Raw genomic sequence first — 22,142 nt, 5'->3', positions numbered from 1 at the left:
TGCAGGCTCCGGGGTCTCCGGTTGTCCGGGGGAGGTGGTGTCACACCTCGGACGTGGCTAATGCGGGTGCGTCTCGCTGAGGTGGGAGTACAGCTGGGCGCTGCACGCGGTCACCGCGGTGCGCCAGTCGGTGATCGCGTCGTCCTGCGCACGGTCCGAGACCGCCTTGAAGATGCGGATCGGCACGTCGAAGTGCCCCGCGACCCAGATGTAGGCGTAGGTCTCCATGTCGACCAGGCCCGCACCGAGCGGCCGGATCACCCCTACTGCTTCGACATCGTCGACGAAGTGGTCGCCGGTGGCGATGACCGCGTCGCCGCCCGCGGTCTCCAGGCGCTGGGGGAGCGAGACGTGCTGGCCCACGATCCCGTCGATGTCGGTGACGTCGTGCTGGACGGCGGCGGAGATCTCGTACACGCCGTAGTCGATGCGCGGATCGATCGCGCCGGCCGTGCCGACGACGACGATCTCGTCGTAGTCTCCTGCGTCCAGGGCCCGGGTGAGCGCGTAGGTGGCCTGCAGCTTTCCGGGGCCGGTGACGAGCCGGTCGAACCCGGGGATCTCGTCGGGGAAGGCGGACAGTTCGGCTTCGAGTGCGGCAACGAGCAGTTTCACCCCCCTATTGTCCTCCGCCGCATCGCGCTTCTGGGGCAGGATGGGCGCGAGGAGGAATGCTCATGCCGTCAGTCGCCCTGGATGCCCCCGCGGGAATCGACGCCCGTCTCGGGTGGGACCCGAAGGTCGAAGCCCACGATCGCAAGCGGGCACTCGCCCGCGAGATCGTCGCCGAACGACTGGGGGTGCACGAGAGGGACGTCCTCATCGTCCGCGAGGCGCCGGGGTCGTTCGGTTTCCACACCCAGCTCATCGCCGAGATCGACGGCGAGGTCCTGCCGCTCACGATCCGCAACATCAGCTTCCGCGCGGCGACCGTCGTAGCCGTCGGCGACGCGGGCCGGGTCTTCGGGCTCGACCTCCGCGACGCCCAGCCCGACCCGGACACGCTGGCCGAGATGCGGCGCCACTCGCACCTGTTCAACGAGGACGACACCGCCGCTCTCGTCCGGCACTGGACCCGCGTGCAGGCCGTGCGCGACGCGGACGGGCGCGGCACCCGGGTCGCAGCCGAGCACGTCCGACTGGATGCCGGGGGCCGACGGGGCTGGATCCCCGACCGTCGGGCGCGCTACGACGTGGTCGACCTGTCACGGGACGGGTGGGTCATCACCCTCGCGGCGGCTCGACCGGCATCCTACGAAGCCTGAGTTCGAGCGGCGCCGCCCCCGGGTCAGTCTTCGACCAGGTCGGGGAGCGCGGAGCGGAGCTCGTCGAGCCACGCGCGCGCGTTGCCGTCGGACGGCGCGCGCCAGTCCCCGCGCGGTGAGAGCGACCCGGCGGGGGAGACCTTCGGCCCGTTCGGGATCGCCGAGCGCTTGAACTGCGCGAACGCGAAGTACCGGCGGAGGAACACCTGCAGCCACCGTACGATCTCGGGCAGGTCGTACGCGTAGCGGTCGGTGTCGGGGAAGCCGGGCGGCCAGCCCCCGGCATCCGCATCCCGCCAGGCGTGCCACGCGACGAACGCGATCTTCGACGGGCGGAAGCCGAAGCGCAGCACGTGGAAGAGCGTCAGATCGTGCAGCGCGTACGGACCGATGCGGTCTTCGGTGGACTGGATCTTCCCGTCCTGCCCGGCGGGCACGAGCTCGGGCGAGATCTCGGTGTCGAGGACCGACTGCAGGACCTCTCGAGCGCGCTCGCTGAGTTCGGCCGCGCCGTCGCTCCCGCCGCGATGGGCGATCACCCAGCGGATCAGGTGCTGGATGAGCGTCTTCGGCACACCGGGGTTCACGGCGTAGTGGCTCATCTGGTCGCCGACGCCGTAGGTCGCCCAGCCGAGCGCGAGCTCGGAGAGATCGGACGTGCCGATCACGATGCCGTTCTTCTGATTCGCGAGCCGGAACAGGAAGTCGGTGCGGATGCCGGCCTGCACGTTCTCGAACGTCACGTCGTACAGCGGCTCGCCGCCCGCGAACGGGTGGTCGATGCCGCGGAGGATCTCGGTCGCCGCCGGACGGATGTCGATCGTCTCGATCGAGGCGCCGATGGCCTCGGCGAGGGCGATGGCGTTCGACTTCGTGTGGTCGCTCGTTGCGAAGCCCGGCATCGTGTAGGCGAGGATGTCGCGGCGCGGCCGCCCGAGGCGGTCCATCGCGCGCGCGACGACGAGGAGGGCGTGCGTGGAGTCGAGCCCGCCGCTGACGCCGATCACCGGGCGCGGGTTGCCGATCGCCTGCAGACGCTGGACGAGACCCGAGACCTGGATGTTGAACGCCTCGTAGCAGTCCTGCGCGAGGCGCGCGGGGTCGTCGGGGACGAAGGGGAAGCGGTCGAGCGGACGCCGGAGCCCGATGTCGGTCGCGGGCGGGTCGAGGGTGAACGGGATCGAGCGGTGGGGCGCGGCATCCGTCATCGTCCGCCGGTTGTCGTCGAACGTGCCCTGCCGCACGCGGTCCTGACGCAGGCGGTCGAGGTCGACATCCGCGATCGAGAGCCGCGGCCCGTCGGGGAAGCGCTCGGTCTCGGCGAGGAGCGTCCCCGCCTCGTAGATCATCGTCTGGCCGTCCCACGACACGTCGTTCGTCGACTCGCCCTGACCCGCCGCCGCATACGCGTAGGCAGCCAGGCACCGCAGCGACTGCGACTGGCAGAGGTCTTTCCGGTCGTCTGCGCGCGCAATGGTGATCGGACTGCCGGAGAGGTTCACGAGCACGCTTGCGCCCTCGAGGGCGGCGAGCGACGACGGCGGGACGGGGACCCACACGTCTTCGCAAACCTCGGCGTGGACGACGAGCCCGGGCACGTCCGTCGCCGGGAAGAGGAGGTCGGGCCCGAAGGGGGACTCGAGCGAACCGACCCGGATCAGCTGTCCGCGCTGGTCGTCGCCCGGTGCGTACCAGCGGCGTTCGTAGAATTCGCGGTAGGTCGGCAGATACGACTTGGGAGCGACGCCGAGCAGGCGCCCGCGGTGGATGACGACCGCGCAGTTGTAGAGGCGGTTGCGGTGCCGGAGAGGCGCGCCGACGACGAGCATCGGCATCATGTCGGCGGATGCCGCCACGAGACGTTCGATCGCGGAGACGACGGCGTCGAGGAGGGCGTCCTGCATCACGAGGTCTTCGATCGAATATCCCGTGAGGCAGAGCTCCGGGAACACGGCGACCGCGACGGACTCGTCGTGGCAGCGGCGGGCGGCGTCGAGGACGGCGTCGGCGTTGGTCGCGGGGTCGGCGATCGCCACGGGCAGCGTGCAGGCGGCGATGCGGGCGAACCCGTGCCGGTAGGCGCTCTCGAACGGCAGGCTCATGGATCCCAGTCTGTCAGGGAGGGTCCGCCGGGCGCGCGCCTGTCGCGGCGATGCGCAGCTCAGTCGCTGCGGGTGAGGCCGGCTTGGATCGCCTGGCGGATTCGCCAGATCGGGAAGCCGCTGAGTTCTTCAATGAGGTCGACGTCGAATCCGTGCACGAAGTACGCCTCGCGTATCGCGCGGATGCGGGTCGGGGTGTCTCCGAGGGCCAGGGCGAACTCGGTCGCGTAGCGCTCCCAGACGCCGGCCTCGAACTGCGGTGTGGTCACGGCGCAGTCACCTCCTCTCGATGGACAGGAATCGGTTCGGGAAGCTCAGAATAGAGCCGCCTGAACGGATGGTATTCCTCTGGCGTTACAACAAAGCGACGTGTAGATTCCGATGCCCTTTCGGCGCCGGGCGCCTCGCAGGTCGTCGATAGGGTCGAACGATGCGACAGCGGCGCCAGACCTTCATGATCGGCGGCATCGGACTCGTCCTGTGCGGTGTGCTCGGGATGCTGCAATACGCCGCACCCGGCCTTGGCCCGGTCGTCGGACTCCTCGTCGATCTGGTCTTCGCGGCCGCGGTCCTGCTGTTCGCGATCGGTCTGTCTCGCGCGGCCAGCGTCGTGGCGCGAAGGCCGCTCGGCGTAGCCGCGCTCACCGTCGTCGCCGTGTTGCCCCTCGTGATGCGGGCAGTCCAGCCGCTGCTGCCGACCATGGACGCCGCGACGTTCGACGCGGGCCTCGACGCGTATCGGGAGGTCGAGACCATCCTGACCGCCGTGTTCTCCGTGAACCTTCTGGTCTCCCTCGTTGCGTGCCTGCTGGCGTCCGTGCAGATCGCGCGCGCCGCCGTGGTTCCGGCGCCGTGGAACTGGGCGCCGCTCTGGGTATTCGCCGTGTCGGTCATAGCCGCGGTCATTCCACAACTGCTCTTCGCTGCCGCCGGCTCCTCGGGGGCGCAGGCCTTGGCCGAGGCGGCGATCCTGCTCGGCGCGATCGGATTCCTCGCCCGAACCCTCGGCCTGGGCATCCTCGCCCTGGTGCTCGCGGCTCGCCTCCGCAACGACAGCGTGGACGTCTACCGCTCGACCTGAACGACCGCGGACGTCGCCACCCTCGAGTGCTACCGTGGGCCGAGCCGGAGGGAGGAGCCACGCGATGTTCGACGCCGTGATGTCCTTCTTCTCCGTGCTCTTGTCGCTGTCGGGGGCGATCGCGCTGAGTCCGTCCGACTCCGCGGCGGTCTGGGCGCTGGTGGCGGCATCCGTCCTTCTCGTCGCTCTGCTGCTGACGACCACCGCGCACCCGCCGCGCGGTCCGTCGCTCGACGGAGCCGCCCGCGCCATCGACGTCTCCGTCGTGGTGGCGCAGAGCGATCCGGATGCTGCGGGGCACCCCCGTTCGCGTGCACCGGGTGTCGCGGCTTCGGCCGCGTAGCACTCGACGCCCTTCACCCGTCCTCGGGTGATCCCTGTCGTCGTCGATGACCGTCGTGGCCGTTCCGCGACCCCTCATCATCGACGAACGGACCTCACTGTGGACCTCCTCTCCTTCCCTCCCCTCGCGGCCGTCCTCGACGCGGCGTACACGCTGCTCATGGGACTCGCCGACCTCCTCCAGCCACTCGCCGGCTCGGCATCCGCGGCGCTCGCCGTCATCGTGCTGACGCTGCTGGTGCGCACGATTCTCATCCCCGCCGGCATCGCGCAGGCCAGAGCCGAACAAGCACGGGCGCGGCTCGCGCCGAAGCTGCAGGCGCTGCAGCGCCGGTACAAGAACGACCGCGAACGGATGTCGCGCGAGACGATGAAGCTCTACGCCGACGAGAAGTCCTCGCCGCTCGCAGGGTGCGTGCCGGTGCTGATCCAGGCGCCGATTGTCGGGGTCGTCTACGCGCTGTTCCTGTATCCGGTGATCGCCGGGCATACGAACGCGCTGTTGGAGGATCAGCTCCTCGGCGTCCCGCTCGGCGCGAGCCTTGTCGGCACGATCGCGGGCGGAACCGCGACCGCATCGACGGCGTTGGTGTTCGGCATCCTGCTGCTGGCGATCGTCGTGGTCGCAGAGGTGACACGACGCGTGTTCCGGCCGGTCGACGGCGGTGCGACCGACGCGGCGCCGGGCGCGGAGACGGTCGCGCGGATGGCGGGCTTCCTGCAGTTCGGGACGGCCGTGGTCGCGATCTTCGTGCCCCTCGCCGCCGCGCTCTACCTCGTGGTCACCGTGGCGTGGACACTCGTGCAGCGGATCGTGCTGCGGCGGCGGTTCCCGGTGGTCCCGGCCGATGGATGACGGGCTACACGTCGGACGGCAGCTCCGTGGCGTAGTCCCTGGCCGCGCGGCCGTACATCGGCAGGTGGGCTGAGAGCGCCGTCAGGGCGATCCGCAGGGCCTCATTCGGTCGGCCGGCGCTGTGCAGCGCGAGAGCGAGGAACGCCGCGGGCGCATCCCCGAGCTCGGGTGCGTCAAGGTGCTCGAGCAACTCGATCGCCTCATCGACGTGACCCACGTTCCGCAACGTGCTCGCCAATTGGAGTGTGACCCGATGCTGCTCCTCCGTGTTGAGGCCCGCGGCCAGAGCGCGGCGGTACGGGGCCACGGCTTCGGCGCCGAGATCGAGTGCATCGTGGACGCCGCCCCACTCGGCCAGCGCTCGCGCATCGCCCTCAGGCCGCTCGTCGACGAGCGCCCGCATGCTCGCGAGCATCTCTTGCGGCTTGCTGTCATCGAAAGACTTCCAGAATGCCGCGACCCGGGCGTTCCACTCGGCATCCGCTTTCATGTGTGGACCCCGTCCAGCCTGTCGTGCATGGACGCGGTCAGATCGAGTACCGCTGCACGCGTGCGGGCGTGATCACGAGGCGTACGAGATCGGCGTCGCGCCACTCGTCCAGCACAGCGAGCTTCCCCGGCTCGCCCGCGTAGTACAGCCGAGCGAGCCGGTCGGCCAGCTCGAACGCGCCATCGTCGTGCACGGCCACGGATCCTTCGATCGAGACCCACTGCTCGGGCTCGCCCACGGGCGCGGAGACGACGATCGACGCACGGGGAGTCTCCCGCACCCGCGCCACCCGCGGCGTGGAGGCGAACGAGAAGAGCTGGATCTCGTCGGCGTCCGTCAGCTCGAACCATACGGGCCGAGGCGCCGGCCAGCGGCCGCCCGTCGGCGCCACGGTGATCATCGCCTGGAGGGGCCGAGAAAGCAGCTGTCGATCGGATGCCGTGAAGTGGGTCACGGGCGACAGTCTCGCATCCGGGCGGGCTCTCGACCAGCACATCACCGCCTCGCGGTGGGTACCCTTTCGGGGTGGCAGGCTTCGACTTTACGGTTCCCCGCGACGTGGTCGTCCAGTGGACGCGCGACCGGTTCAACGAGGGCGAGGAAGCCGACGAGCGAGTGGAGGAGCGGCCGTGGGGGTTCACGGTCTCCACGCAGTCTCGCGAGTTCCTCGACACCGGTGACGAGCTGACCATGCTGGTGGGGGGCGGCCCTTACATCATCGATGGCGAATCGGGAGAGGTGTGGGCGACGAGCTCGTCACCCATCGCGTACTACGGCGCAGCCGAGGACCCCGGGTGGAGTGCCCTCGACGACATCGAGACCTTCGAGCGGTGGCGAACGCGTCGACTCGCCGGCGACGCCAACGTCTTCGACATCACGGATCCCGGCGGTGCCGATGACCGGCTGCTGCAGCGTCACGCGCGGTCACAGTGGATGCTGCTTCCGTTCGCCCGGGAGGGCGCCATCGGCTGGTCGGACATGGAGGTCGGTTATCTCGTAGAGCCGCGCGGCGAGGGATGGGTGTACCGGTGGTGGAATCGCGGGACCTTTCGCGACGAGGCGGTCTTCAGTCACGAGGATGACGCGAGGAAGATGCTCCTCATCCAGCTCGTGCGGCGCCCGTATCCCGGCGCGTACGAGCCGCGGCATCCGCTGAGCGACGTGAAGTCCTTCGAGGTCGACGGTCATCCCGCCCTCCGCTGGGATGGTCGCGAAGCGGTCTTCCTGCGGCGCGGAGATCGCGAGCGGTTCCTGCCGTTCGTCCGCGCTTCGCTCGCCGACATCGACGCGTCGTTCTCGTCGCCCGCGGGGACGCCTCTCATTAGATACGACGCGCTGCAGTGACCCGCGCGCCGGGTCAGAAGTCCGCCCGGAGCGGTTCGCTGTCGCAGGGTGCGAGTCCGTAACCGCCCAGATAGTGGAGGGTGACGACCATTCCCGGCTCGAGCTCCTGCATGTAGGCGAAGAAGCGGCCGTCGCTCCGCACCTCCGTCGTTGCGGTGCGCTGGGCGCTGACGTCCTCGTCCTCCCACCGGGCCGTCATCACGACCGTTCCGTGGTCAGCCGGGGTTCCGTCGGGCTTCATCACCAGACCTGCTGCTCCGGGCTCTTGGAAGAATTCGATTCCCTTGAACGCGGTCCTGCGCCCCGAGTTGGTCTCGAGAGATGCACCGCCGGTGCACTGCGGAGCGCACACCCCCGACACCCACCCGGAGATCTCGAGGATGTTGGTCACCTCCCACATCTCGCTGCGACGCTCGTCGATGAACTCCTGCCAGACCGGGTCGCCGTCGAGGGATTCCGTCATGACACCGATCTCGCGGGACTGCAGCGGCGGGAGGAGCACCCAGCTGTGCTCGAGATAGGTCCGGTAGAACGGGGTGGTCTGACGGACCCGCGGGTACACGATCGCCGGCGCCTCGGTCGGGTTCTCCAGCTTGATCGTGAAGCGCTTGCGCTGAGACGGCGAGGCGCTCTCAGACCAGAACTTGTCATAGTTCGACTGGGCGAGGTTGTCGCGGTCGCTGCTCTCGTGGATGGCGGGGTCGGAAGGATCCTCGTACAGCGGGATGTCGACCGTGATGCAGTAGTGGCCACTCGTCGGGGCGACCCATGGCACCTCGAGTTCACGCACTTGCCCCGCGGGGATCGTCACCGGCGCCGAGAGTCCGAGGGGTTCGAGTGCGGCCGCCGGCCTGTCGTCGGCGTTCGTCGTGAGGTTCTTGATGGAGAAGGAGGCTCGGACGTCCCTCGCCTCGACGCCGCCGCGGTTGCGGACCTTCGCCACGACGCGATTGGGGCTTCCAGCCCACGGGACATTGAGCCATCGCGGGTCGGCGTCGCTCTTGGCGTTCCGCACCTCGATGTCAGGGCTCTGCCACTGCTTGTCGCCGTTCGGCCACGTGCGGATCGACAGCTCGGGCCTCGCCTCGGAGTCGTATCGGATCTGCAGCTCCGCGCTGTCAGGTGTCGTCGTCAGCACCCGAGCGACGAAGTCCTTCGGCGCCCCCTCCGAAAAGTCTTTCTCCCTGTAATCGTCGCCGGCCTCGAGAAAGGCGCCCTCGGTGAGTACCGAGTCGGTGTCGTCCACGGCATCCGGATCGTCGTAGAGCCGCAGCGCCATAGGGCGGCTGTCATAGTTCTGGCCGCCCTTCGGTGAGACGACGTCGACACCCATCACGACCTGCGACATCGGCAGCGAGCCGTCGCCGATCGAGACACCCTGCCGGTTGCGGTACTCGAAGTAGTAGTTGCGGCCGTCGGCGATCCGCACCTCCACCCCGCGGAACGAGCCGCCCGGCACGGTGGTAGCCGCCAGCGCGTGAAGCCTCACCGTCTCGAGGACGGGCGCGCCCCCGTTCGCGGCGAAGTTGTAGCACTTGAGCTGGTCTTTCGTCACCCATCCGAGAGCCATCCGCATCGCCAGGCTGAGGTGCGGCACGTTGCGGTCGCGGTGCATGAGATCCCAGTCCCGCAGCTGGCGGTTCGCGAGGCCTTGGTTGTGCCAGGGGTAGAGATACAGATCCGGCAGCTGGAGCGAATGGCCGATCTCATGCGCGAGGGTCTCGTAGACCTGTCGGCCATCGATCGCCGTCCAGTCCTCGGGCATCATCATCATCGGCAGGGTGCGGTCGCTTCCGTTCAGCTTGACCGTCTGCGTCGACTGCTGCGGCCACACGAATCGGCCGATGCTCTCCGCGGTCGCCGGCGTCACCGCGGGGTCGGGCCGGTTCACGGTGCGCACCACGAAGGCGAGGGCATCCACCTGCGAAAGATCGAGGATCGGCGGGCGCGCCGGCTGCGCGCCGGTCTCGGCGGCGTTGGCCTGCTCGAGCGCCGACACGAGTGCCTTCCAGGCGTCGGGCCGCGGGTTCCAGCGGCGCGGACGCGTCGATCCCGGATTCGCGGGATCGGGTTCGGTCTCGACCTCGAAGTAGGTGTTCCAGTCCTGCGCGGCGTGGACGGGTCCGGCGACGGCGTTGCCCGCGAGGCTCATCGTCATCTTCCCGTAGGAGACCTCCGCGAAGTAGGAGGCGACCGACCGGGTGACGCCGCCGACCGTGACCCCGCCGATCATGGCGTCGCGCCAACCATCCCGGATGGCTCCGATGTCGGCGGCGGCGGTCGGGTAAAGGTTCGAGGTGGTGTCGATGAGCACGATCCCCATGCGCCACGCAGCGGGCGCCTTGTACACGTCGATGTTCTGCGGACCGGAACCCCCGCCACCCCACGCGGGCCGCACGATCGGGGCGTCGCATCTGCCGGTGACGGAGAAGGACGGCCCGAGCCGGTCGTTCTGCCAGACATCCGTCACTTCGAAGCTCGCGCGACCCATCACCTCGCCGGTGCCGACACGCTTCGCGGTCACGACGCCGGTGCCGGTGCGCCACCCTCCGGTCAGGAGCAGATGAGGGGCGGATGCGTCGAAGCTGTCATCGCGCGAGGGCGACACGGCTCCGAGATCGGCGTCGTCGACGGAAAGCTCAAGGTCGTCGAAGGTCACTCCGCTGCCGGTTGTGTCGACCCGCACGGGCGCGTACCCCCCGACGAAGAGCGGCGCGGGATCGAGCGTGAGGAGCACCGGATCTGCGATGCCGATGGGGAGGGCGGTCGCAACGACCTGACTGCCGGCCGCGAGCAGGACACGCCCGTCGACGACCGTCGCAGCGGTGACGGGTTCGCTCGAGATGTTCGGGATGACGCGGGTCACCCCGTCGCTCACAGCAGCGAGCTCGCCGGCGGGACCAGTGATCAACGCCCAGTCGGGGGTGAGTGACACGATCCGCCCGGCGAAGGGCAGCGGCGCCGGTGTGACCTGTGTGACGGTCGCGGTGGTGAGATCGCTTCGCTGCACGATGGTGCCGGCGGGGGTCGCGGCGAGCACATGGATCACGGCGCCAGCTCCTGCGGGCACAGCCTCCAGGGCACCCGGGAGGGAAGGGAGGAGATCCACGACCGTCGTGCCGGGGGAGGGGTCGAGGTTGTAGCGAACGAGGCGAGGCGCGGGCAGTGCGTCGAGCACCGCGAGGCCTTGTGGCACGGCCGGGTCGGTGAGGACCAGGAGGGCCCGCACGGCTCCGGGCTGCGCGGCGAACGCGGTCGCGTCCGCGCGATCGGCGCGGTTGAGTCTGGCGAGCCAGAGACCATCCCGGTCGGCGACGACGATGCGCCCCTTCGCGGAGTCGATGGCGAGATGGGTCGGCTCGACGTACCCCGCGCCGATCTCACGGCTCTCGTACATGCCATCGACCTCTCGCAGGAGGTCGAGCAGGGTGAGCCGTCCGGACCGCTCCGCCACTACGACGATGTTGCGGGACGGTGAGTGCGCCAGCGCCACGATGTCGGTGAAACCCTCGGCCACGACGGTCGATGCCATGATGAGCTCCTTCGATCGAGGCGGCGTCTCGAGCCTCGACGAGAACCCGGCGCCGACAAAGGAGAAGAGGGCACACGGTTCGCTCTGATACAGGCGGCTCGAGTTCTCGTCGCAGCTCCACACGGCGATCGCGGTCGAAGATGATCAGCGCATCAGTTCGCGTCCGGGTCGGGAATGTCGTGAGGCGGCGCAGGTGCGGGCGCAGCGACGGGTGTCGTGTGCGATTCCGGGTCGCCGTCCGGGCGGCCTCGTCGAATGGCCATCATGGTCACCTCCCTTCGATGATCTCGATGCGAGTTGGGGACTCTTCCTGGGGAGTCAGGAGCGCGTATGTGGTCGATGATGCCGACGCCACCCAAGCGGCGAGGAGGAGGGCGAAGCCGATGACGAGCAGATGGTGCCGCTGGTTGACCTGGCTCCGCGCGACGGCGTGAGCGTCGATGCGACTCAGCATGAGCGATCGACGCAGGGTGATGGTGCTGTAGCCGTAGTACCTCGGGACCATGACCTCGAGGTGCGGCTCGAGCATCAGCCTCGACCGGGTGGCGAGGAGGCCGAAGATCGCCGCCAGCAGGTACAGCACGAGGCTGAGCGTGCTGAGCCAGGGCAACCCGGATGCGGTCACCAGCTCCGTCCCGCTCAACACGGCGCTGGCGCCGATCAGGATCGCTGCGCGCGTCGACGCGGCAGACATCCGATCCTTCATGTGGTCTTCTTGGCGCTCCATCTGGTCTTCGAGAAGCGCGAGTTGATCGTCGTCGAGTTCACGCATGCCCTCGAGCACCATGGGCCGATGTTGCTTTCCCCGAAGCATCATGGCGCGAACCTATCGATGCGTCCGCGGTTTGTCTACGACCGCACGCGCTCGCCTGATACCGGGCATTCCGTCGCCTCGACATCACTCTGCCGGTGCGGATGTCGGAGACGCCGCTCCGTGAGGGCATACGCGTCGACAGGCGGCTGCGGCTCGGTCCGCTGAACGCGGAGAGGATCGCTTCGCTCGCCCGCCGCTTCCAGGCGCACATGACCCGCCGCTACCTGGACGCGCTCGCCGTCTGACCTGCGCCGCCGTGGGGAGTTCCGCTGATCAACCGTGTCATGGTGGATGACATGGACACGTCTGCCGGCGCCTGGGGCGACCACTGCCTCGCCACGGTTCGGGGAACGGAGTTTGCGGTCTCGCGATACTCATCGCCGACGATGACACGCGAGGCTGTGTCGCTGCTTCCGAGCCATGCGCACATCGCCGACCTAGCGTGGGTCGGCGAGCTTCTCGACGAGAACCGTCGCATCACCGTTGAGCACGCCGCCATCACACGCCTTCGACGGGTCGACGCGTACTGCTGGTACGCGGGCGAGGGCCCGTTCGGCGTCGAATTCTCCGATCGGGATCGAGACCGGATCCGTGAGCCTCGTTCCCTCGAGTCCGGCGAGGCTGATCTCGCCTATGGGGGCGCGCCGGAGTCGGATGCGCGAGTCGCGGCGCTGCCCGGTCTCGCGAACAATCCCTGGCTCGGCCGCGTCGTCGGGCGCGTGCCCATTGCTACGATCACGGACTACCACCAGGCGTTCGTCGAACTCGATGTCACGCAGTGGCCCATCCCCATCGTCTACGCGAGGGTGCCGAAGCGGGGATAGGGCGGGACTCGTGACGGGCCCGGTCGAGGCGCGTCATACACATCGGGTCGATCCGATTCGGAATGGCCGCACAGAGTGCGTCGTGTCATGATCTCGACGTGCCTGAAACTCATGCGCCCCGCGTGCGAGGCGCCGTGACGTACGCGGCGCGTCTCGCCGCGCAGCCGCGCCTGCTTCTCGCCGTCAAGACCGCGGTCGCCGCTGTACTCGCCTGGTACCTGGCGCCGCTGATCCCGTTCGCCGAGGACCAGTACTCCTACTACGGGGCTCTCGGTGCCCTCGTGACGATGCACCCGACCGTGGCGCGGTCGGCGCGCGTCGGCGGGGAGGTGCTGATGGGCCTCGCGCTCGGCATCGCCCTCAGCCTGTGTGGTGTCGCGGCTCTCCGTGCCGGCGTCCCGGGAGGACTCGTGCTGGGCGTCGTGATCGGCGTCGCGGTCCTGCTCGGCGGGTGGCGGTTCTTGGGACTGGGCGGCGATTGGGTCGCCCTCGCCGGTCTGTTCGTCCTCTTGGCGGCGGGCGGCGATCCCGAGGGATTCTCCGTCTCGTACCTCGGGACGGTCGCGTTCGGCGTCATCGTCGGGATCGCGGTGAACCTGCTCGTGGTTCCGCCGCTGTACATCCGGCGCGCGGGCGAGAGACTGTCGCTCCTGCGGGATGAGCTGACGACTCTCCTCGACGAAGCGGCCGACGCTCTGGCGCGCGGCGATGTCGATCGCGAAGGACTCGCCCCGGCGCTGGCTCGTGTCGACGAGGTCAGCGTCACCGTCAGGGAGGAGGTCAGGGAGGCGGAGGAGAGCGCGCGCGCCAATCCGCGTCGGCGGCGACACGTCGATGAGCGGGACGAGAACGCGCGGCGGATGGCGGCGATGGAGCGATTGGGCTACCTCGGGCACGAGCTGGTCGATCTCCTCGTCGATGTGCAGGCCGCCGATCCGGCGCTCGGGCCGTCGGAACGGCAGGCCCTCGCGGAGGCGATCGCGCGGGTGTCGGACCTCGTGGCGACGCCGGTGGGACACCCTGACGCGCCGTCGCGCTTGACGGCGGCCTCCCGCGCCCTCGACGCCTACGAAGCCGGCATCGTCGTGCCCGACTCGGGCCTCTTCCGGGAGACGGCCGCGGCCGCCGCGATCGATCTGTGCCTTCGACGGATCATCGACGCGGCGCGCCCCTTCGTCTGAACGCGGAGGCAGCTACTCAGGTGCTTCCTTGGGGCGGGTGGGGCGGAGGACGAACGCCGCGAGAGCACCCCCGATCGCGCCGAAGAGGTGCGCTTGCCACGAGATACCCTCCGCGGCGCGGAAGATCCCGGCCAGCATGCTCCCGCCGTGCACGACGACGACCGCCACGGCGATGAGCGCATACAGGATGCCGTGGCCGAGGGACCGGGCGACGAACGCCCGCGCGAAGATGTAGCCGAAGTAGCCGAAGACCAGGCCGGACGCCCCCACCGTGACCGTGCCGGGAGCGTTGAAGACCCAGGTGCCGATGCCCGCGATCACCCCGACGATGCCGGTCACCGCCCAGAACCTCCCGATGCCGTCGAGGGCGACGATGATCCCGAGGACCAGGAAGGGGATCGTGTTGGCGAGCAGGTGCGGCCACCCGGTGTGCAGGCCGTGGGAGAGCACGATGCCGTCAAGGCCATCGACGACCCACGACTGGATGCCGAAGGCAGTGACCCAGCTGCCGGGCAGCACCGCGTCCAGCGCTCTGATGAGCCACATCGCACCCAGGAGGATCAGCGGCTGGAGGACGCGCAGGCCCCAGCCGCGTGATCGCGATCGGGTCGGGGGCGTGGTCATTCTCACATCGTCGCATCTGCACTCCGACCCCGGGCGACGTCGGCGCCCCCGGTTAGGGTCAGGGGGACGGTCCGAGCGGCGGGCGGTCGGGAAGGGCACGTTGCGGTACATCGAGGACGAGGGCCGGATCGTCTGGAGCGCGAGCGACCTGAAGGCGGCCGCGGAGTGCGAGTTCGCGTGGCTGCGGGCGATCGACGCGAAGCTCGGTCGCGTCGCCCCCGTCGACGAGCCCGACGACCCGACGCTGCGCCGGGCGGGGGAGCTCGGCGGTGAGCACGAGCTCCGTGTGCTCGCCCGCTACCGCGAGCAGTACGGCGACGGGGTCGTCGAGATCCCCGAGACCCGATCCTCCGACGCTGTCGCGCTCGCGGAGGCGGTCCGGTTGACCGACGCGGCGCTGAACTCCGACGCCGATGTCATCTATCAGGCGACCTTCGCCACGCACGACTTCGTCGGATTCGCCGACTTCCTCGTCCGAGACGACACGGGAACGTGGGTCGTGCAGGACACGAAGCTCGCCCGGCACGCGCGCGTCACCGCGCTCATGCAGCTCGCGGCGTATGTGGTCCAGCTCGACCGGCTCGGCATCCCGCGCTCCGACCGGGTCGAGCTGCTCCTCGGCGACGGCACCACCAGCACGCATGAGGTCAACGACCTCCTCCCGGTCTTCCAGCTGCGCCGCGACCGCCTGCAGGCCCTCATCGCCGACCGCCGGCTCGACCTCGGCGCCGCGGGCGACCCCCTCGCGTGGGGCGACCCGCGCGGCGACCTCGGCGTCGTCGCCTGCGGACGCTGCGCCACCTGCGATCTCGAGGTCGTCGCCTCTGGCGACCTCCTCCTCGTCGCGGGCATGCGACCGGTCCAGCGCGCGCGCCTGCGCGCCGCCGGCGTCGAGACCATCGACGACCTCGCGCGGCTCGAGACACCTCCCACGGGGATGAACCCCGACACCGTCGCACTGCTGCGCACCCAGGCGACGCTGCAGCTGAGCTCGCCCCCCGACATCCCGAACTACGAAGTCGTCCAGCCGCAGGCGCTCGGCGCCCTCCCGCGCCCCAGCCAGGGCGACCTCTTCTTCGACTTCGAAGGCGACCCGCTCTACACCGAAGGAGAGGGCACGACCTGGGGCATCGACTACCTCTTCGGCTGGGTCGACCTGGACGAGCAGTACTCGGCGCTGTGGGCGCACTCCTTCGCCGAGGAGAAGGAGGCGCTCGAACGGTTCCTCGACATGATCGCCCTGCGCCGTCAGACCCACCCCGACCTGCACATCTACCACTACGCCCCGTACGAACCCACGCACCTGCTCGCCATGGCCGCCCGCTACGGCGTCCGCGAAGCCGACGTCGACCAGCTCCTGCGCGACGGCGTCTTCGTCGACCTCTATCCGATCGTGCGGCGAGCCCTGCGCGTCGGGTCTCGTTCCTATTCGATCAAGAAGCTCGAACCCCTCTACATGGGCGAGGAGGTGCGCACCAGCGACGTCCAGAAGGGCGATGATTCGATCGTCAAGTACGTGCAGGCGCGCGCTCTCCAGCAGGACGGACCGGATGCGGTCGCCGAAGCCGCCCGCATCCTCGACGACCTCGCCGACTACAACCGGTACGACTGCGTCTCGACCCTGCGCCTGCGCGACTGGCTCGTCGACCGCGCCCGCGAGGCGCAGCTGCGCCCCACCCCGAATCCCGATCCGGACGAGAACGGATACACGCCGTCGGAACGGGCCGATCGGCTGGGCGCCCTCGCCGCTCACCGCGATCCCGACTCCGCCGAGGCGCGTGCGCTCCGCCTCGGCGCGGCAGCGATCGACTACTACCCCCGCGAGGCGAAATCGTTCTGGGCCACGCACTTCCTGCGTCTGCGCGAACCCGCCTCGCTATGGGAGGAGACGCGCGACGTCGTCACGCTGGACTCCTCCCGCTGTCGCGTGGTCGCCGACTGGCACGCGGAGGAGGGTAAGCGCGCGCTCCGGCGCCGTCTCGAGCTGCGCGGCGAGCTCGCGCCGGGCACCCGCATCAGCGAGGGGAGCGATCCGTTCGCGCTCTACGAGCTGCCGGTGTCTTTCCCGTTCGCCGACAAGCCCCGCTGGATTCACGCGGATCACCGTGTCACCGTGATCGAAACCCTCGATGACGGGGCGATCGTCGAAGAGACCGCCATCGACGGTGAGACCTGGCCCGAGCTGCCGATCGCCCTGACACCGGCCGCGCCACCGCGGGCGATGAACCAGCAGACCGCGATCGATGCGTGGGCCGACGCCCTGGTTGCCGCCGCGCCGGAGCTGCCGTGCGACCCGGCGACCGACATCCTGCTGCGCCGCCCGCCACGGACCCGGTCGGGCGCCCTTCCGCCGCAGACCGGCGACGACATCGAGGACATCACCGCCGCGCTCCTCGACCTCGACCGCAGCTACCTCGCCGTGCAAGGCCCTCCGGGAACGGGCAAGACCTTCGTCGGGTCGCATGTCATCGCGCGGCTCGTCGCCGACCACGGCTACAAGGTCGGTGTCGTCGCCCAATCGCACGCGGTCGTCGAGCACATGCTCGACCGCATCGTGGCCGCCGGCGTCCCGCCGCAGCAGGTGGGAAAGGCCCTGAAGAAGCCCGAGGACGCCGAGCGGGTGCGCTTCACGCCCATCCCGAAGAACGGCGTCGCCGCCTTCGCGGGCGAGCACGCGGCATCCGGATTCGTCGTCGGCGGCACCGCGTGGGACTTCGCCCACGAAGGCCGTATCCCGCGGGGGAGTCTCGATCTCCTCGTCATCGACGAGGCCGGACAGTTCTCGCTCGCCTCCACCATCGCCGTCTCGCTCGCGTCGTCGCGCCTGCTGCTCCTCGGCGACCCGCAGCAGCTGCCGCAGGTGAGTCAGGGAACCCACCCCGAACCCGTCGACACCTCCGCGCTCGGCTGGGTGATGGACGGCGCCGACGTCATACCGCCCGCCTTCGGCTTCTTCCTCGCCCGGTCGTGGCGTATGCACCCCGCCGTCGCGCGATCGGTGTCGGAGCTGTCGTACCGGGGCGAGCTCGCCGCGCAGCCGGCCACCGCGATGCGTGCGCTCGCGGGCGTCGAACCGGGCCTCCACCCGGTGCCGCTCCGCCACACCGGCAACGCCACCCGCTCGCCCGAAGAAGCCGCACGAGTCGTGGAGATCGTCCGCGACCTCGTCGGGCGCTCCTGGACCGGCATCGACATCGACGATTCCGGCGGAGCGATCCCCACGGCGCCGCGCGCGCTCAGGGCCGAGGACATCATCGTCGTCACCCCCTACAACGCCCAGCAAGTCCTCGTCGAGGAGGCCCTCGCCGACGCGGGGTTCGACGACATCCCCGTCGGCACCGTCGACAAGTTCCAGGGGCAGGAGGCGGCGGTCGCGATCGTCTCGCTCGCGGCATCCTCCGGGCGAGACGCACCGCGCGGACTGGAGTTCCTCCTCCTCCGCAACCGCCTCAACGTCGCGATCTCGCGCGCGATGCACACCGCGTACCTCGTCTATTCGCCGGGGCTGCTCGACGACCTCCCGCGCACCCCCGACGGTGTCGCTCGCCTCAGCGGATTCGCCCGACTGGTCGGCGTCGCATGACCCGCGCGTAGACTCGCGCGAGACGACACCGAGGGGGCGGCATGGCGGAAGAAGCACCGAAGCAGTTCGAGATCGACCTGCCGCAGGAACTGATCGGCGGCGCCTTCGCCGACTTCGCCAACGTCTGGCACACGCCGAACGTCTTCGTCATGGATTTCCTCACCCTCGCGCAACCTCCGCGAGACGAGATCCACCCCGACACCGGGGAGGCGATGACGGTGGTTCCGGCGCGCGTGGTCAGCCGCATCCGCATTCCTCCGGAGCAGGTGTTCGAGCTCGCCAAAGCCCTCACGCAGCAGCTGGAATTCTGGGAGCGCGAGACCGGTCGGCGGATGCCGCCCTCCGGCGATCTCCCCACCGCGTGAGCGCTGTCGACTAGCCTTCCGACGGGCTCCGTGTCAACCCCGTTCTACGCGCCAGAAGCCCTGCGTACTCTGACGAAGCGCCTTCACGGCGCAAGTGCGGCATCCGTTCGGCGAGGGGCGGATGCCGCACGTCGTGTCTGCGGCGCACGCGCGTCGACTCGGCCCGTTCGAGTGGCAGCTATGGCCGCCTCCGTGCGCGTGAGGGGCCACAGGCGACACCCGTAGCGGTCGTCCCGCGCGAGCGGGTGCTCGCGTGGCAGAAAAAGCCGCCTCGGCCCGGGCGAGAGGGCCCGGAGTGACACCTGAACGCAGGTGCCGACAGCGCCGGTTCGGGTCAGACGGTGCCGTAGAGGCGGTCTCCGGCGTCGCCGAGCCCGGGGACGATGTAGCCGTTCTCGTCGAGACGCTCATCCATCGCGCCGAGAACGAGGGTCACGTCGCGTCCGTCGACCTGCTTCTCGATCGCGGCGACACCCTCGGGGGCGCCGAGAAGGCAGATCGCGGTGATGTCCTTCGCTCCGCGCTGGAAGAGGAAGTCGATGGCGGCGCCCAGCGATCCACCGGTGGCGAGCATCGGGTCGAGCACGAAGCACTGCCGGTCGCTGAGGTCGTCGGGAAGACGCTCGGCGTAGGTCGAGGGCTCGAGGGTCTCTTCGTTGCGGACCATCCCGAGGAACCCGACCTCGGCGGTCGGGATGAGCTTCACCATGCCCTCGAGCATGCCGAGACCGGCGCGCAGGATCGGCACGACGAGCGGACGGGGGTCATCGATCTTGACGCCGACGGTGGTGGTCACCGGGGTCTGGATCTCGAGCGGTGCGACGCGGACGTTGCGGGTCGCCTCGTACGCGAGAAGCGTCACGAGCTCCTCGGTCAGCTGCCGGAACACCGGCGACGGGGTCGCGGAGTCCCGCAGAACCGTGAGCTTGTGGGTGATGAGCGGGTGGTCCGCGACGTGCAGGCGCATAGTCCCCAGGGTAATGCGTCGAGCGCCGCCGCCGAGGCTCGATCGGCGCGGACGCCGCCGCCGCGTATCCTCGGGGCATGATCGTCGCCGAGACCGACCGCGTCGCCATGCGGCGGGCGCGCGAACTCGCCGCCGAGGCAGCCGGTCACGACGACGTCCCCGTCGGCGCGGTGGTGACGGATGCCGCGGGGGTGGTCATCGGCGAGGGACGCAACCTCCGCGAAGCCACGGGCGACCCGACCGCCCATGCCGAGATCGTCGCGCTCCGCGCCGCCGCCGCGGCGATCGGGTCGTGGAACCTCGCCGACTGCACGCTGGTCGTCACCCTCGAGCCCTGCCTCATGTGCGCGGGGGCGATCCTTCAGGCCCGCGTCCCTCGCGTGGTCTACGGCGCGTGGGACGACAAAGCCGGCGCGGCCGGCTCGGTCTACGACGTGCTCCGTGACCGCCGTCTTCCGCATCGGGTCGAAGTCGTCGCCGGTGTCGAGGCCGACGAGGCGTCCGCCCAGCTCCGCGTCTTCTTCGACGCCCAGCGCTGAGTCTGCGCCGACATCAGCCCCGCTGACCCTCAGCGCGGCAGGTGAGGGAGCACCTCGGCACCGAGGTAGTGGACGTGGTCGACGTCCTGCAGGTCGAGCAGCTGGAAGTACACGCGTTCGATCCCGAACGATCGGTAGACCGCGATCCGCTCGGCGATCTCATCCGGCCCACCGACGATGTTCACGCCGTCGCGCACCTGCTCCAGCGTCCGGTCGATCCGCGCCGCCCGCCGCGCGACGGTCGCATCGTCGGGGCCGGCGATCGTCGACATCGCGATCGAGAGCTTCACCGTGCCCGGGTCGCGCCCGGCCCGCTCGCACGCCGCGTGCAGGTTCGCGATGCGCGGGGCGATCTCGTGGTCCTCCGGGAAGCCGAGGTTGTACTCCGACGCGTACCGCGCGACCAGGTCGGGCGTCCGGCGAGGCCCGCCGCCGCCGACGATGATCGGCACGGCATCCTGCGCCGGCTTCGGCAGCGCCGGGGCATCGACCAGGCGATACTCGCCGCCGTCGAATCCGTACGGCTCGCCCACCGGGGTGCGCCACAGGCCGGTCACGATCTCGAGCTGCGCCTCGAGCAGGTCGAACCTCCGGGACGGGAACGGGATGCCGTAGGCCTCGTGCTCACGGGCGAACCAGCCGGCACCCAGCCCGAGTTCGACGCGCCCGCCCGACATCCGGTCCACCTGCGCGACCTGGATCGCGAGCGGGCCCGGAAGGCGGAAGGTGACCGGCGACACCAGTGTGCCGAGCCGGATCGCCGACGTCTCGCGCGCGAGTCCGGCCAGCGTGATCCACGCGTCGGTCGGTCCGGGCAGCCCGTCCCGGTCGCCGCCGGCGAGGTAGTGATCCGATCGGAAGAATCCGGTGAACCCGTGCTCCTCCGCGGCGCGGGCGTACTCGAGCTGGTCGTCGTAGGTGGCGCCGAGGTGGGGCTCGGTGAAGACGCAGTACTCCATGCGTCTACTCTGCCCGCACCGGTGGGGTCGCCGAGGCCGATCGCCCGCCCGACGGGTCAGTCGGCGGAGCGGATGATGATCGCCTCGGTGGGCGGGGCGGGGTCGGCCGCTGCGCCCACGTAGCCGATGATCTCGAGCAGCGCGTGACGGAAGACCGCGGGGCGCTCCAGGTGCGCGGAGTGGCCCGCGCCCTCGACCGCGACCTCGGTGACGGTCCCGCCGCCGGCGGCGTACCGGCCGAGGACGTCCCGCGTCTGCGAGACCATCTCCTGTGCCGGCGCGACGTCCGCGCCCGGCCAGCCGGGCACGATGCCGAGCTGTCCGAGGTAGTTCAGGTCGTAGAACGACGCATCCGAGACGATCGCGTCGGCGGTGCCGTGGATCCACAGGATGGGCGGCTTCTCGGCGAGGTCGACGATCCCGGAGACGTCGAAGTACTGCGGGACCATCGTGTTGAGCACACCGTGGCGGCCGGCGGCGAAGCCCGGCCAGTTCTCGCTCGGAACCGCATCCCCGGGGTAGTTGCCGTCGGCTGTGGAGGTCGTGAGCATCGAGGCGACCCACACGTCCTCGTGCTCGGTCGTGTAGTCCGAGGCGACGTAGCCGGCGCGGAAGACACTGCGGGGCGACGTCTGCGCGTCGGCGGAGGTGTCGTGGTCGATGAGGCGCTGGACGAAGTCCGGGTTGGCACCCCCGCCGCCGCAGCCGGCGTCGTCGTCGGTGAGCCGCGAGCCGTCGCGGCGGGTGCCGCCGAATCCGTAGGGCGACACCGGCGACTGGAGGGTGAGGCTCAGGACGGGGTGGTCGAGCGCGTACTGCAGGACGACGCCCCCGCCCATCGACCAGCCGACGAGGTGCGCGGTCGGGATCTGCAGGGCGTCGAGGGTCGCGTGCACGTCGTCGCTGAAGTCGCGGACCCCGCGCGTTGCGTCGACGGGCGCGTGCTCGGTGCCGCCGAAGCCGCGCAGGTCGATCGCGATGGCCCGCAGGTCGCTCGGCAGATCCTGCATGATCTCCTGCCAGAACAGCGACGAGGAGACATTCCCGTGCACGAATACGACGGTGCGGTCGGGCGGGGTCTGCGGGTCGTCGCCCGCACGCTCCAGGATGTTCACGGTCAGTCGGTCGGTGTCGACGATGCGAGACGTGATGCCGTCGAACAGGGTCATGCGAACCTCCGGTCTGCCGCGCCGGGCGTCGACGCCGCGGCGTTTTCGACTATAACCCTCGGCGCCTGTGCCCGCAGTGTGCCCGCCGCATGGCCGCCGTGTGCC

Annotated in this window: 22 protein-coding genes; 11 read left to right on the top strand and 11 right to left on the bottom strand. The window is 69.9% G+C overall.

What is annotated here, in order from left to right; translation table 11 throughout:
* Window positions 1-57: 57 nt before the first annotated feature.
* Complete coding sequence (locus ABXJ56_RS03445) at window positions 58-615, bottom strand: phosphorylase family protein (RefSeq protein ID WP_353998322.1); 558 nt, start codon at window positions 613-615, stop codon at window positions 58-60.
* A 62-nt stretch (window positions 616-677) separates the two neighbouring features.
* Between ABXJ56_RS03445 and ABXJ56_RS03440 the strand changes: the two genes are divergently transcribed.
* Window positions 678-1,265: a hypothetical protein gene (locus ABXJ56_RS03440; RefSeq protein ID WP_353998321.1), complete on the top strand. Its 588-nt coding sequence runs from the start codon at window positions 678-680 to the stop codon at window positions 1,263-1,265.
* A gap of 23 nt (window positions 1,266-1,288) precedes the next feature.
* Here ABXJ56_RS03440 and ABXJ56_RS03435 read toward each other — a convergent pair whose 3' ends face one another.
* Complete coding sequence (locus ABXJ56_RS03435) at window positions 1,289-3,367, bottom strand: NAD(+) synthase (RefSeq protein ID WP_353998320.1); 2,079 nt, start codon at window positions 3,365-3,367, stop codon at window positions 1,289-1,291.
* Window positions 3,368-3,426: 59 nt separating this feature from the next.
* Window positions 3,427-3,636 (bottom strand): hypothetical protein, encoded by a 210-nt coding sequence (locus ABXJ56_RS03430; RefSeq protein ID WP_053548193.1) that lies wholly within the window; start codon window positions 3,634-3,636, stop codon window positions 3,427-3,429.
* Between the two features lie 161 nt (window positions 3,637-3,797).
* Between ABXJ56_RS03430 and ABXJ56_RS03425 the strand changes: the two genes are divergently transcribed.
* The 3 genes from ABXJ56_RS03425 to ABXJ56_RS03415 all read left to right on the top strand — a co-directional run bounded on the left by ABXJ56_RS03425 (window position 3,798) and on the right by ABXJ56_RS03415 (window position 5,646).
* On the top strand, window positions 3,798-4,448 hold the full coding sequence (locus ABXJ56_RS03425; protein WP_353998319.1) for a hypothetical protein: 651 nt from the start codon (window positions 3,798-3,800) through the stop codon (window positions 4,446-4,448).
* 64 nt (window positions 4,449-4,512) lie between these two features.
* Entirely contained in the window at window positions 4,513-4,791 is a 279-nt protein-coding gene (locus ABXJ56_RS03420; RefSeq protein WP_353998318.1) for a DUF6412 domain-containing protein, read from the top strand.
* 99 nt (window positions 4,792-4,890) lie between these two features.
* Window positions 4,891-5,646 carry a YidC/Oxa1 family membrane protein insertase gene (locus tag ABXJ56_RS03415; RefSeq protein WP_353998317.1) on the top strand — a complete coding sequence of 252 codons (756 nt, stop codon included), beginning with the start codon at window positions 4,891-4,893 and terminating at the stop codon, window positions 5,644-5,646.
* A 4-nt stretch (window positions 5,647-5,650) separates the two neighbouring features.
* Here ABXJ56_RS03415 and ABXJ56_RS03410 read toward each other — a convergent pair whose 3' ends face one another.
* Together ABXJ56_RS03410 and ABXJ56_RS03405 are read right to left on the bottom strand one after the other, a co-directional pair.
* On the bottom strand, window positions 5,651-6,136 hold the full coding sequence (locus ABXJ56_RS03410; protein WP_353998316.1) for a tetratricopeptide repeat protein: 486 nt from the start codon (window positions 6,134-6,136) through the stop codon (window positions 5,651-5,653).
* A 37-nt stretch (window positions 6,137-6,173) separates the two neighbouring features.
* On the bottom strand, window positions 6,174-6,590 hold the full coding sequence (locus ABXJ56_RS03405) for a pyridoxamine 5'-phosphate oxidase family protein (RefSeq protein ID WP_353998315.1): 417 nt from the start codon (window positions 6,588-6,590) through the stop codon (window positions 6,174-6,176).
* 71 nt (window positions 6,591-6,661) lie between these two features.
* On the opposite strand from ABXJ56_RS03405, the gene ABXJ56_RS03400 reads away from it, so the two are divergent.
* Window positions 6,662-7,480: a YrhB domain-containing protein gene (locus ABXJ56_RS03400; RefSeq protein WP_353998314.1), complete on the top strand. Its 819-nt coding sequence runs from the start codon at window positions 6,662-6,664 to the stop codon at window positions 7,478-7,480.
* A 13-nt stretch (window positions 7,481-7,493) separates the two neighbouring features.
* Here ABXJ56_RS03400 and ABXJ56_RS03395 read toward each other — a convergent pair whose 3' ends face one another.
* A complete protein-coding gene (locus ABXJ56_RS03395) occupies window positions 7,494-11,012 on the bottom strand; it encodes a hypothetical protein (RefSeq protein WP_353998313.1) in 3,519 nt (1,172 codons plus the stop codon).
* Window positions 11,013-11,280: 268 nt separating this feature from the next.
* On the bottom strand, window positions 11,281-11,799 hold the full coding sequence (locus ABXJ56_RS03390) for a hypothetical protein (RefSeq protein ID WP_353998312.1): 519 nt from the start codon (window positions 11,797-11,799) through the stop codon (window positions 11,281-11,283).
* Between the two features lie 128 nt (window positions 11,800-11,927).
* Between ABXJ56_RS03390 and ABXJ56_RS03385 the strand changes: the two genes are divergently transcribed.
* The 3 genes from ABXJ56_RS03385 (at window position 11,928) to ABXJ56_RS03375 (ending at window position 13,831) form a co-directional block, all read left to right on the top strand.
* Window positions 11,928-12,071 (top strand): hypothetical protein, encoded by a 144-nt coding sequence (locus ABXJ56_RS03385; protein WP_353998311.1) that lies wholly within the window; start codon window positions 11,928-11,930, stop codon window positions 12,069-12,071.
* Between the two features lie 51 nt (window positions 12,072-12,122).
* Complete coding sequence (locus tag ABXJ56_RS03380; protein ID WP_353998310.1) at window positions 12,123-12,650, top strand: hypothetical protein; 528 nt, start codon at window positions 12,123-12,125, stop codon at window positions 12,648-12,650.
* A gap of 98 nt (window positions 12,651-12,748) precedes the next feature.
* Window positions 12,749-13,831 (top strand): FUSC family protein, encoded by a 1,083-nt coding sequence (locus tag ABXJ56_RS03375; RefSeq protein WP_353998309.1) that lies wholly within the window; start codon window positions 12,749-12,751, stop codon window positions 13,829-13,831.
* 12 nt (window positions 13,832-13,843) lie between these two features.
* On the opposite strand, the gene ABXJ56_RS03370 is transcribed toward ABXJ56_RS03375, so the two are convergent.
* Window positions 13,844-14,455: a rhomboid family intramembrane serine protease gene (locus ABXJ56_RS03370; protein WP_353998308.1), complete on the bottom strand. Its 612-nt coding sequence runs from the start codon at window positions 14,453-14,455 to the stop codon at window positions 13,844-13,846.
* A 100-nt stretch (window positions 14,456-14,555) separates the two neighbouring features.
* Between ABXJ56_RS03370 and ABXJ56_RS03365 the strand changes: the two genes are divergently transcribed.
* Both ABXJ56_RS03365 and ABXJ56_RS03360 read left to right on the top strand, forming a co-directional pair.
* Complete coding sequence (locus tag ABXJ56_RS03365; RefSeq protein ID WP_353998307.1) at window positions 14,556-18,038, top strand: TM0106 family RecB-like putative nuclease; 3,483 nt, start codon at window positions 14,556-14,558, stop codon at window positions 18,036-18,038.
* 41 nt (window positions 18,039-18,079) lie between these two features.
* Window positions 18,080-18,403, top strand: coding sequence for a DUF3467 domain-containing protein (locus tag ABXJ56_RS03360; RefSeq protein WP_353998306.1), 324 nt, complete (start codon window positions 18,080-18,082; stop codon window positions 18,401-18,403).
* A 334-nt stretch (window positions 18,404-18,737) separates the two neighbouring features.
* On the opposite strand, the gene upp is transcribed toward ABXJ56_RS03360, so the two are convergent.
* Window positions 18,738-19,370, bottom strand: a complete 633-nt coding sequence (upp, locus tag ABXJ56_RS03355; protein WP_353998305.1) for a uracil phosphoribosyltransferase — start codon at window positions 19,368-19,370, stop codon at window positions 18,738-18,740.
* A gap of 77 nt (window positions 19,371-19,447) precedes the next feature.
* Here upp and tadA point away from each other — a divergent pair, with 77 nt between their 5' ends.
* A complete protein-coding gene (gene tadA / locus ABXJ56_RS03350) occupies window positions 19,448-19,909 on the top strand; it encodes a tRNA adenosine(34) deaminase TadA (protein ID WP_353998304.1) in 462 nt (153 codons plus the stop codon).
* Window positions 19,910-19,938: 29 nt separating this feature from the next.
* Here tadA and ABXJ56_RS03345 read toward each other — a convergent pair whose 3' ends face one another.
* Both ABXJ56_RS03345 and ABXJ56_RS03340 read right to left on the bottom strand, forming a co-directional pair.
* Window positions 19,939-20,868: a TIGR03560 family F420-dependent LLM class oxidoreductase gene (locus ABXJ56_RS03345; RefSeq protein ID WP_353998303.1), complete on the bottom strand. Its 930-nt coding sequence runs from the start codon at window positions 20,866-20,868 to the stop codon at window positions 19,939-19,941.
* 56 nt (window positions 20,869-20,924) lie between these two features.
* The gene (locus ABXJ56_RS03340; RefSeq protein ID WP_353998302.1) at window positions 20,925-22,037 is read right to left on the bottom strand and encodes an alpha/beta fold hydrolase; all 1,113 of its coding nucleotides are present in this window, start codon (window positions 22,035-22,037) and stop codon (window positions 20,925-20,927) included.
* Window positions 22,038-22,142 lie beyond the last annotated feature (105 nt).

The organism is Microbacterium aurantiacum (assembly GCF_040532595.1).
GTDB lineage: Bacteria > Actinomycetota > Actinomycetes > Actinomycetales > Microbacteriaceae > Microbacterium > Microbacterium chocolatum_B.
This window is presented reverse-complemented; position numbering and strand designations above follow the sequence as displayed.

Coding starts and splice junctions, on each gene's coding strand:
- ABXJ56_RS03420 (WP_353998318.1), top strand. CDS start 4,513: ATGTTCGACGCCGTGATGTCCTTCTTCTCCGTGCTCTTGTCGCTGTCG.
- ABXJ56_RS03380 (WP_353998310.1), top strand. CDS start 12,123: ATGGACACGTCTGCCGGCGCCTGGGGCGACCACTGCCTCGCCACGGTT.
- ABXJ56_RS03425 (WP_353998319.1), top strand. CDS start 3,798: ATGCGACAGCGGCGCCAGACCTTCATGATCGGCGGCATCGGACTCGTC.
- tadA (WP_353998304.1), top strand. CDS start 19,448: ATGATCGTCGCCGAGACCGACCGCGTCGCCATGCGGCGGGCGCGCGAA.
- ABXJ56_RS03410 (WP_353998316.1), bottom strand. CDS start 6,136: ATGAAAGCGGATGCCGAGTGGAACGCCCGGGTCGCGGCATTCTGGAAG.
- ABXJ56_RS03395 (WP_353998313.1), bottom strand. CDS start 11,012: ATGGCATCGACCGTCGTGGCCGAGGGTTTCACCGACATCGTGGCGCTG.
- ABXJ56_RS03345 (WP_353998303.1), bottom strand. CDS start 20,868: ATGGAGTACTGCGTCTTCACCGAGCCCCACCTCGGCGCCACCTACGAC.
- ABXJ56_RS03435 (WP_353998320.1), bottom strand. CDS start 3,367: ATGAGCCTGCCGTTCGAGAGCGCCTACCGGCACGGGTTCGCCCGCATC.
- ABXJ56_RS03340 (WP_353998302.1), bottom strand. CDS start 22,037: ATGACCCTGTTCGACGGCATCACGTCTCGCATCGTCGACACCGACCGA.
- upp (WP_353998305.1), bottom strand. CDS start 19,370: ATGCGCCTGCACGTCGCGGACCACCCGCTCATCACCCACAAGCTCACG.
- ABXJ56_RS03440 (WP_353998321.1), top strand. CDS start 678: ATGCCGTCAGTCGCCCTGGATGCCCCCGCGGGAATCGACGCCCGTCTC.
- ABXJ56_RS03385 (WP_353998311.1), top strand. CDS start 11,928: ATGTCGGAGACGCCGCTCCGTGAGGGCATACGCGTCGACAGGCGGCTG.
- ABXJ56_RS03360 (WP_353998306.1), top strand. CDS start 18,080: ATGGCGGAAGAAGCACCGAAGCAGTTCGAGATCGACCTGCCGCAGGAA.
- ABXJ56_RS03390 (WP_353998312.1), bottom strand. CDS start 11,799: ATGGTGCTCGAGGGCATGCGTGAACTCGACGACGATCAACTCGCGCTT.
- ABXJ56_RS03370 (WP_353998308.1), bottom strand. CDS start 14,455: ATGACCACGCCCCCGACCCGATCGCGATCACGCGGCTGGGGCCTGCGC.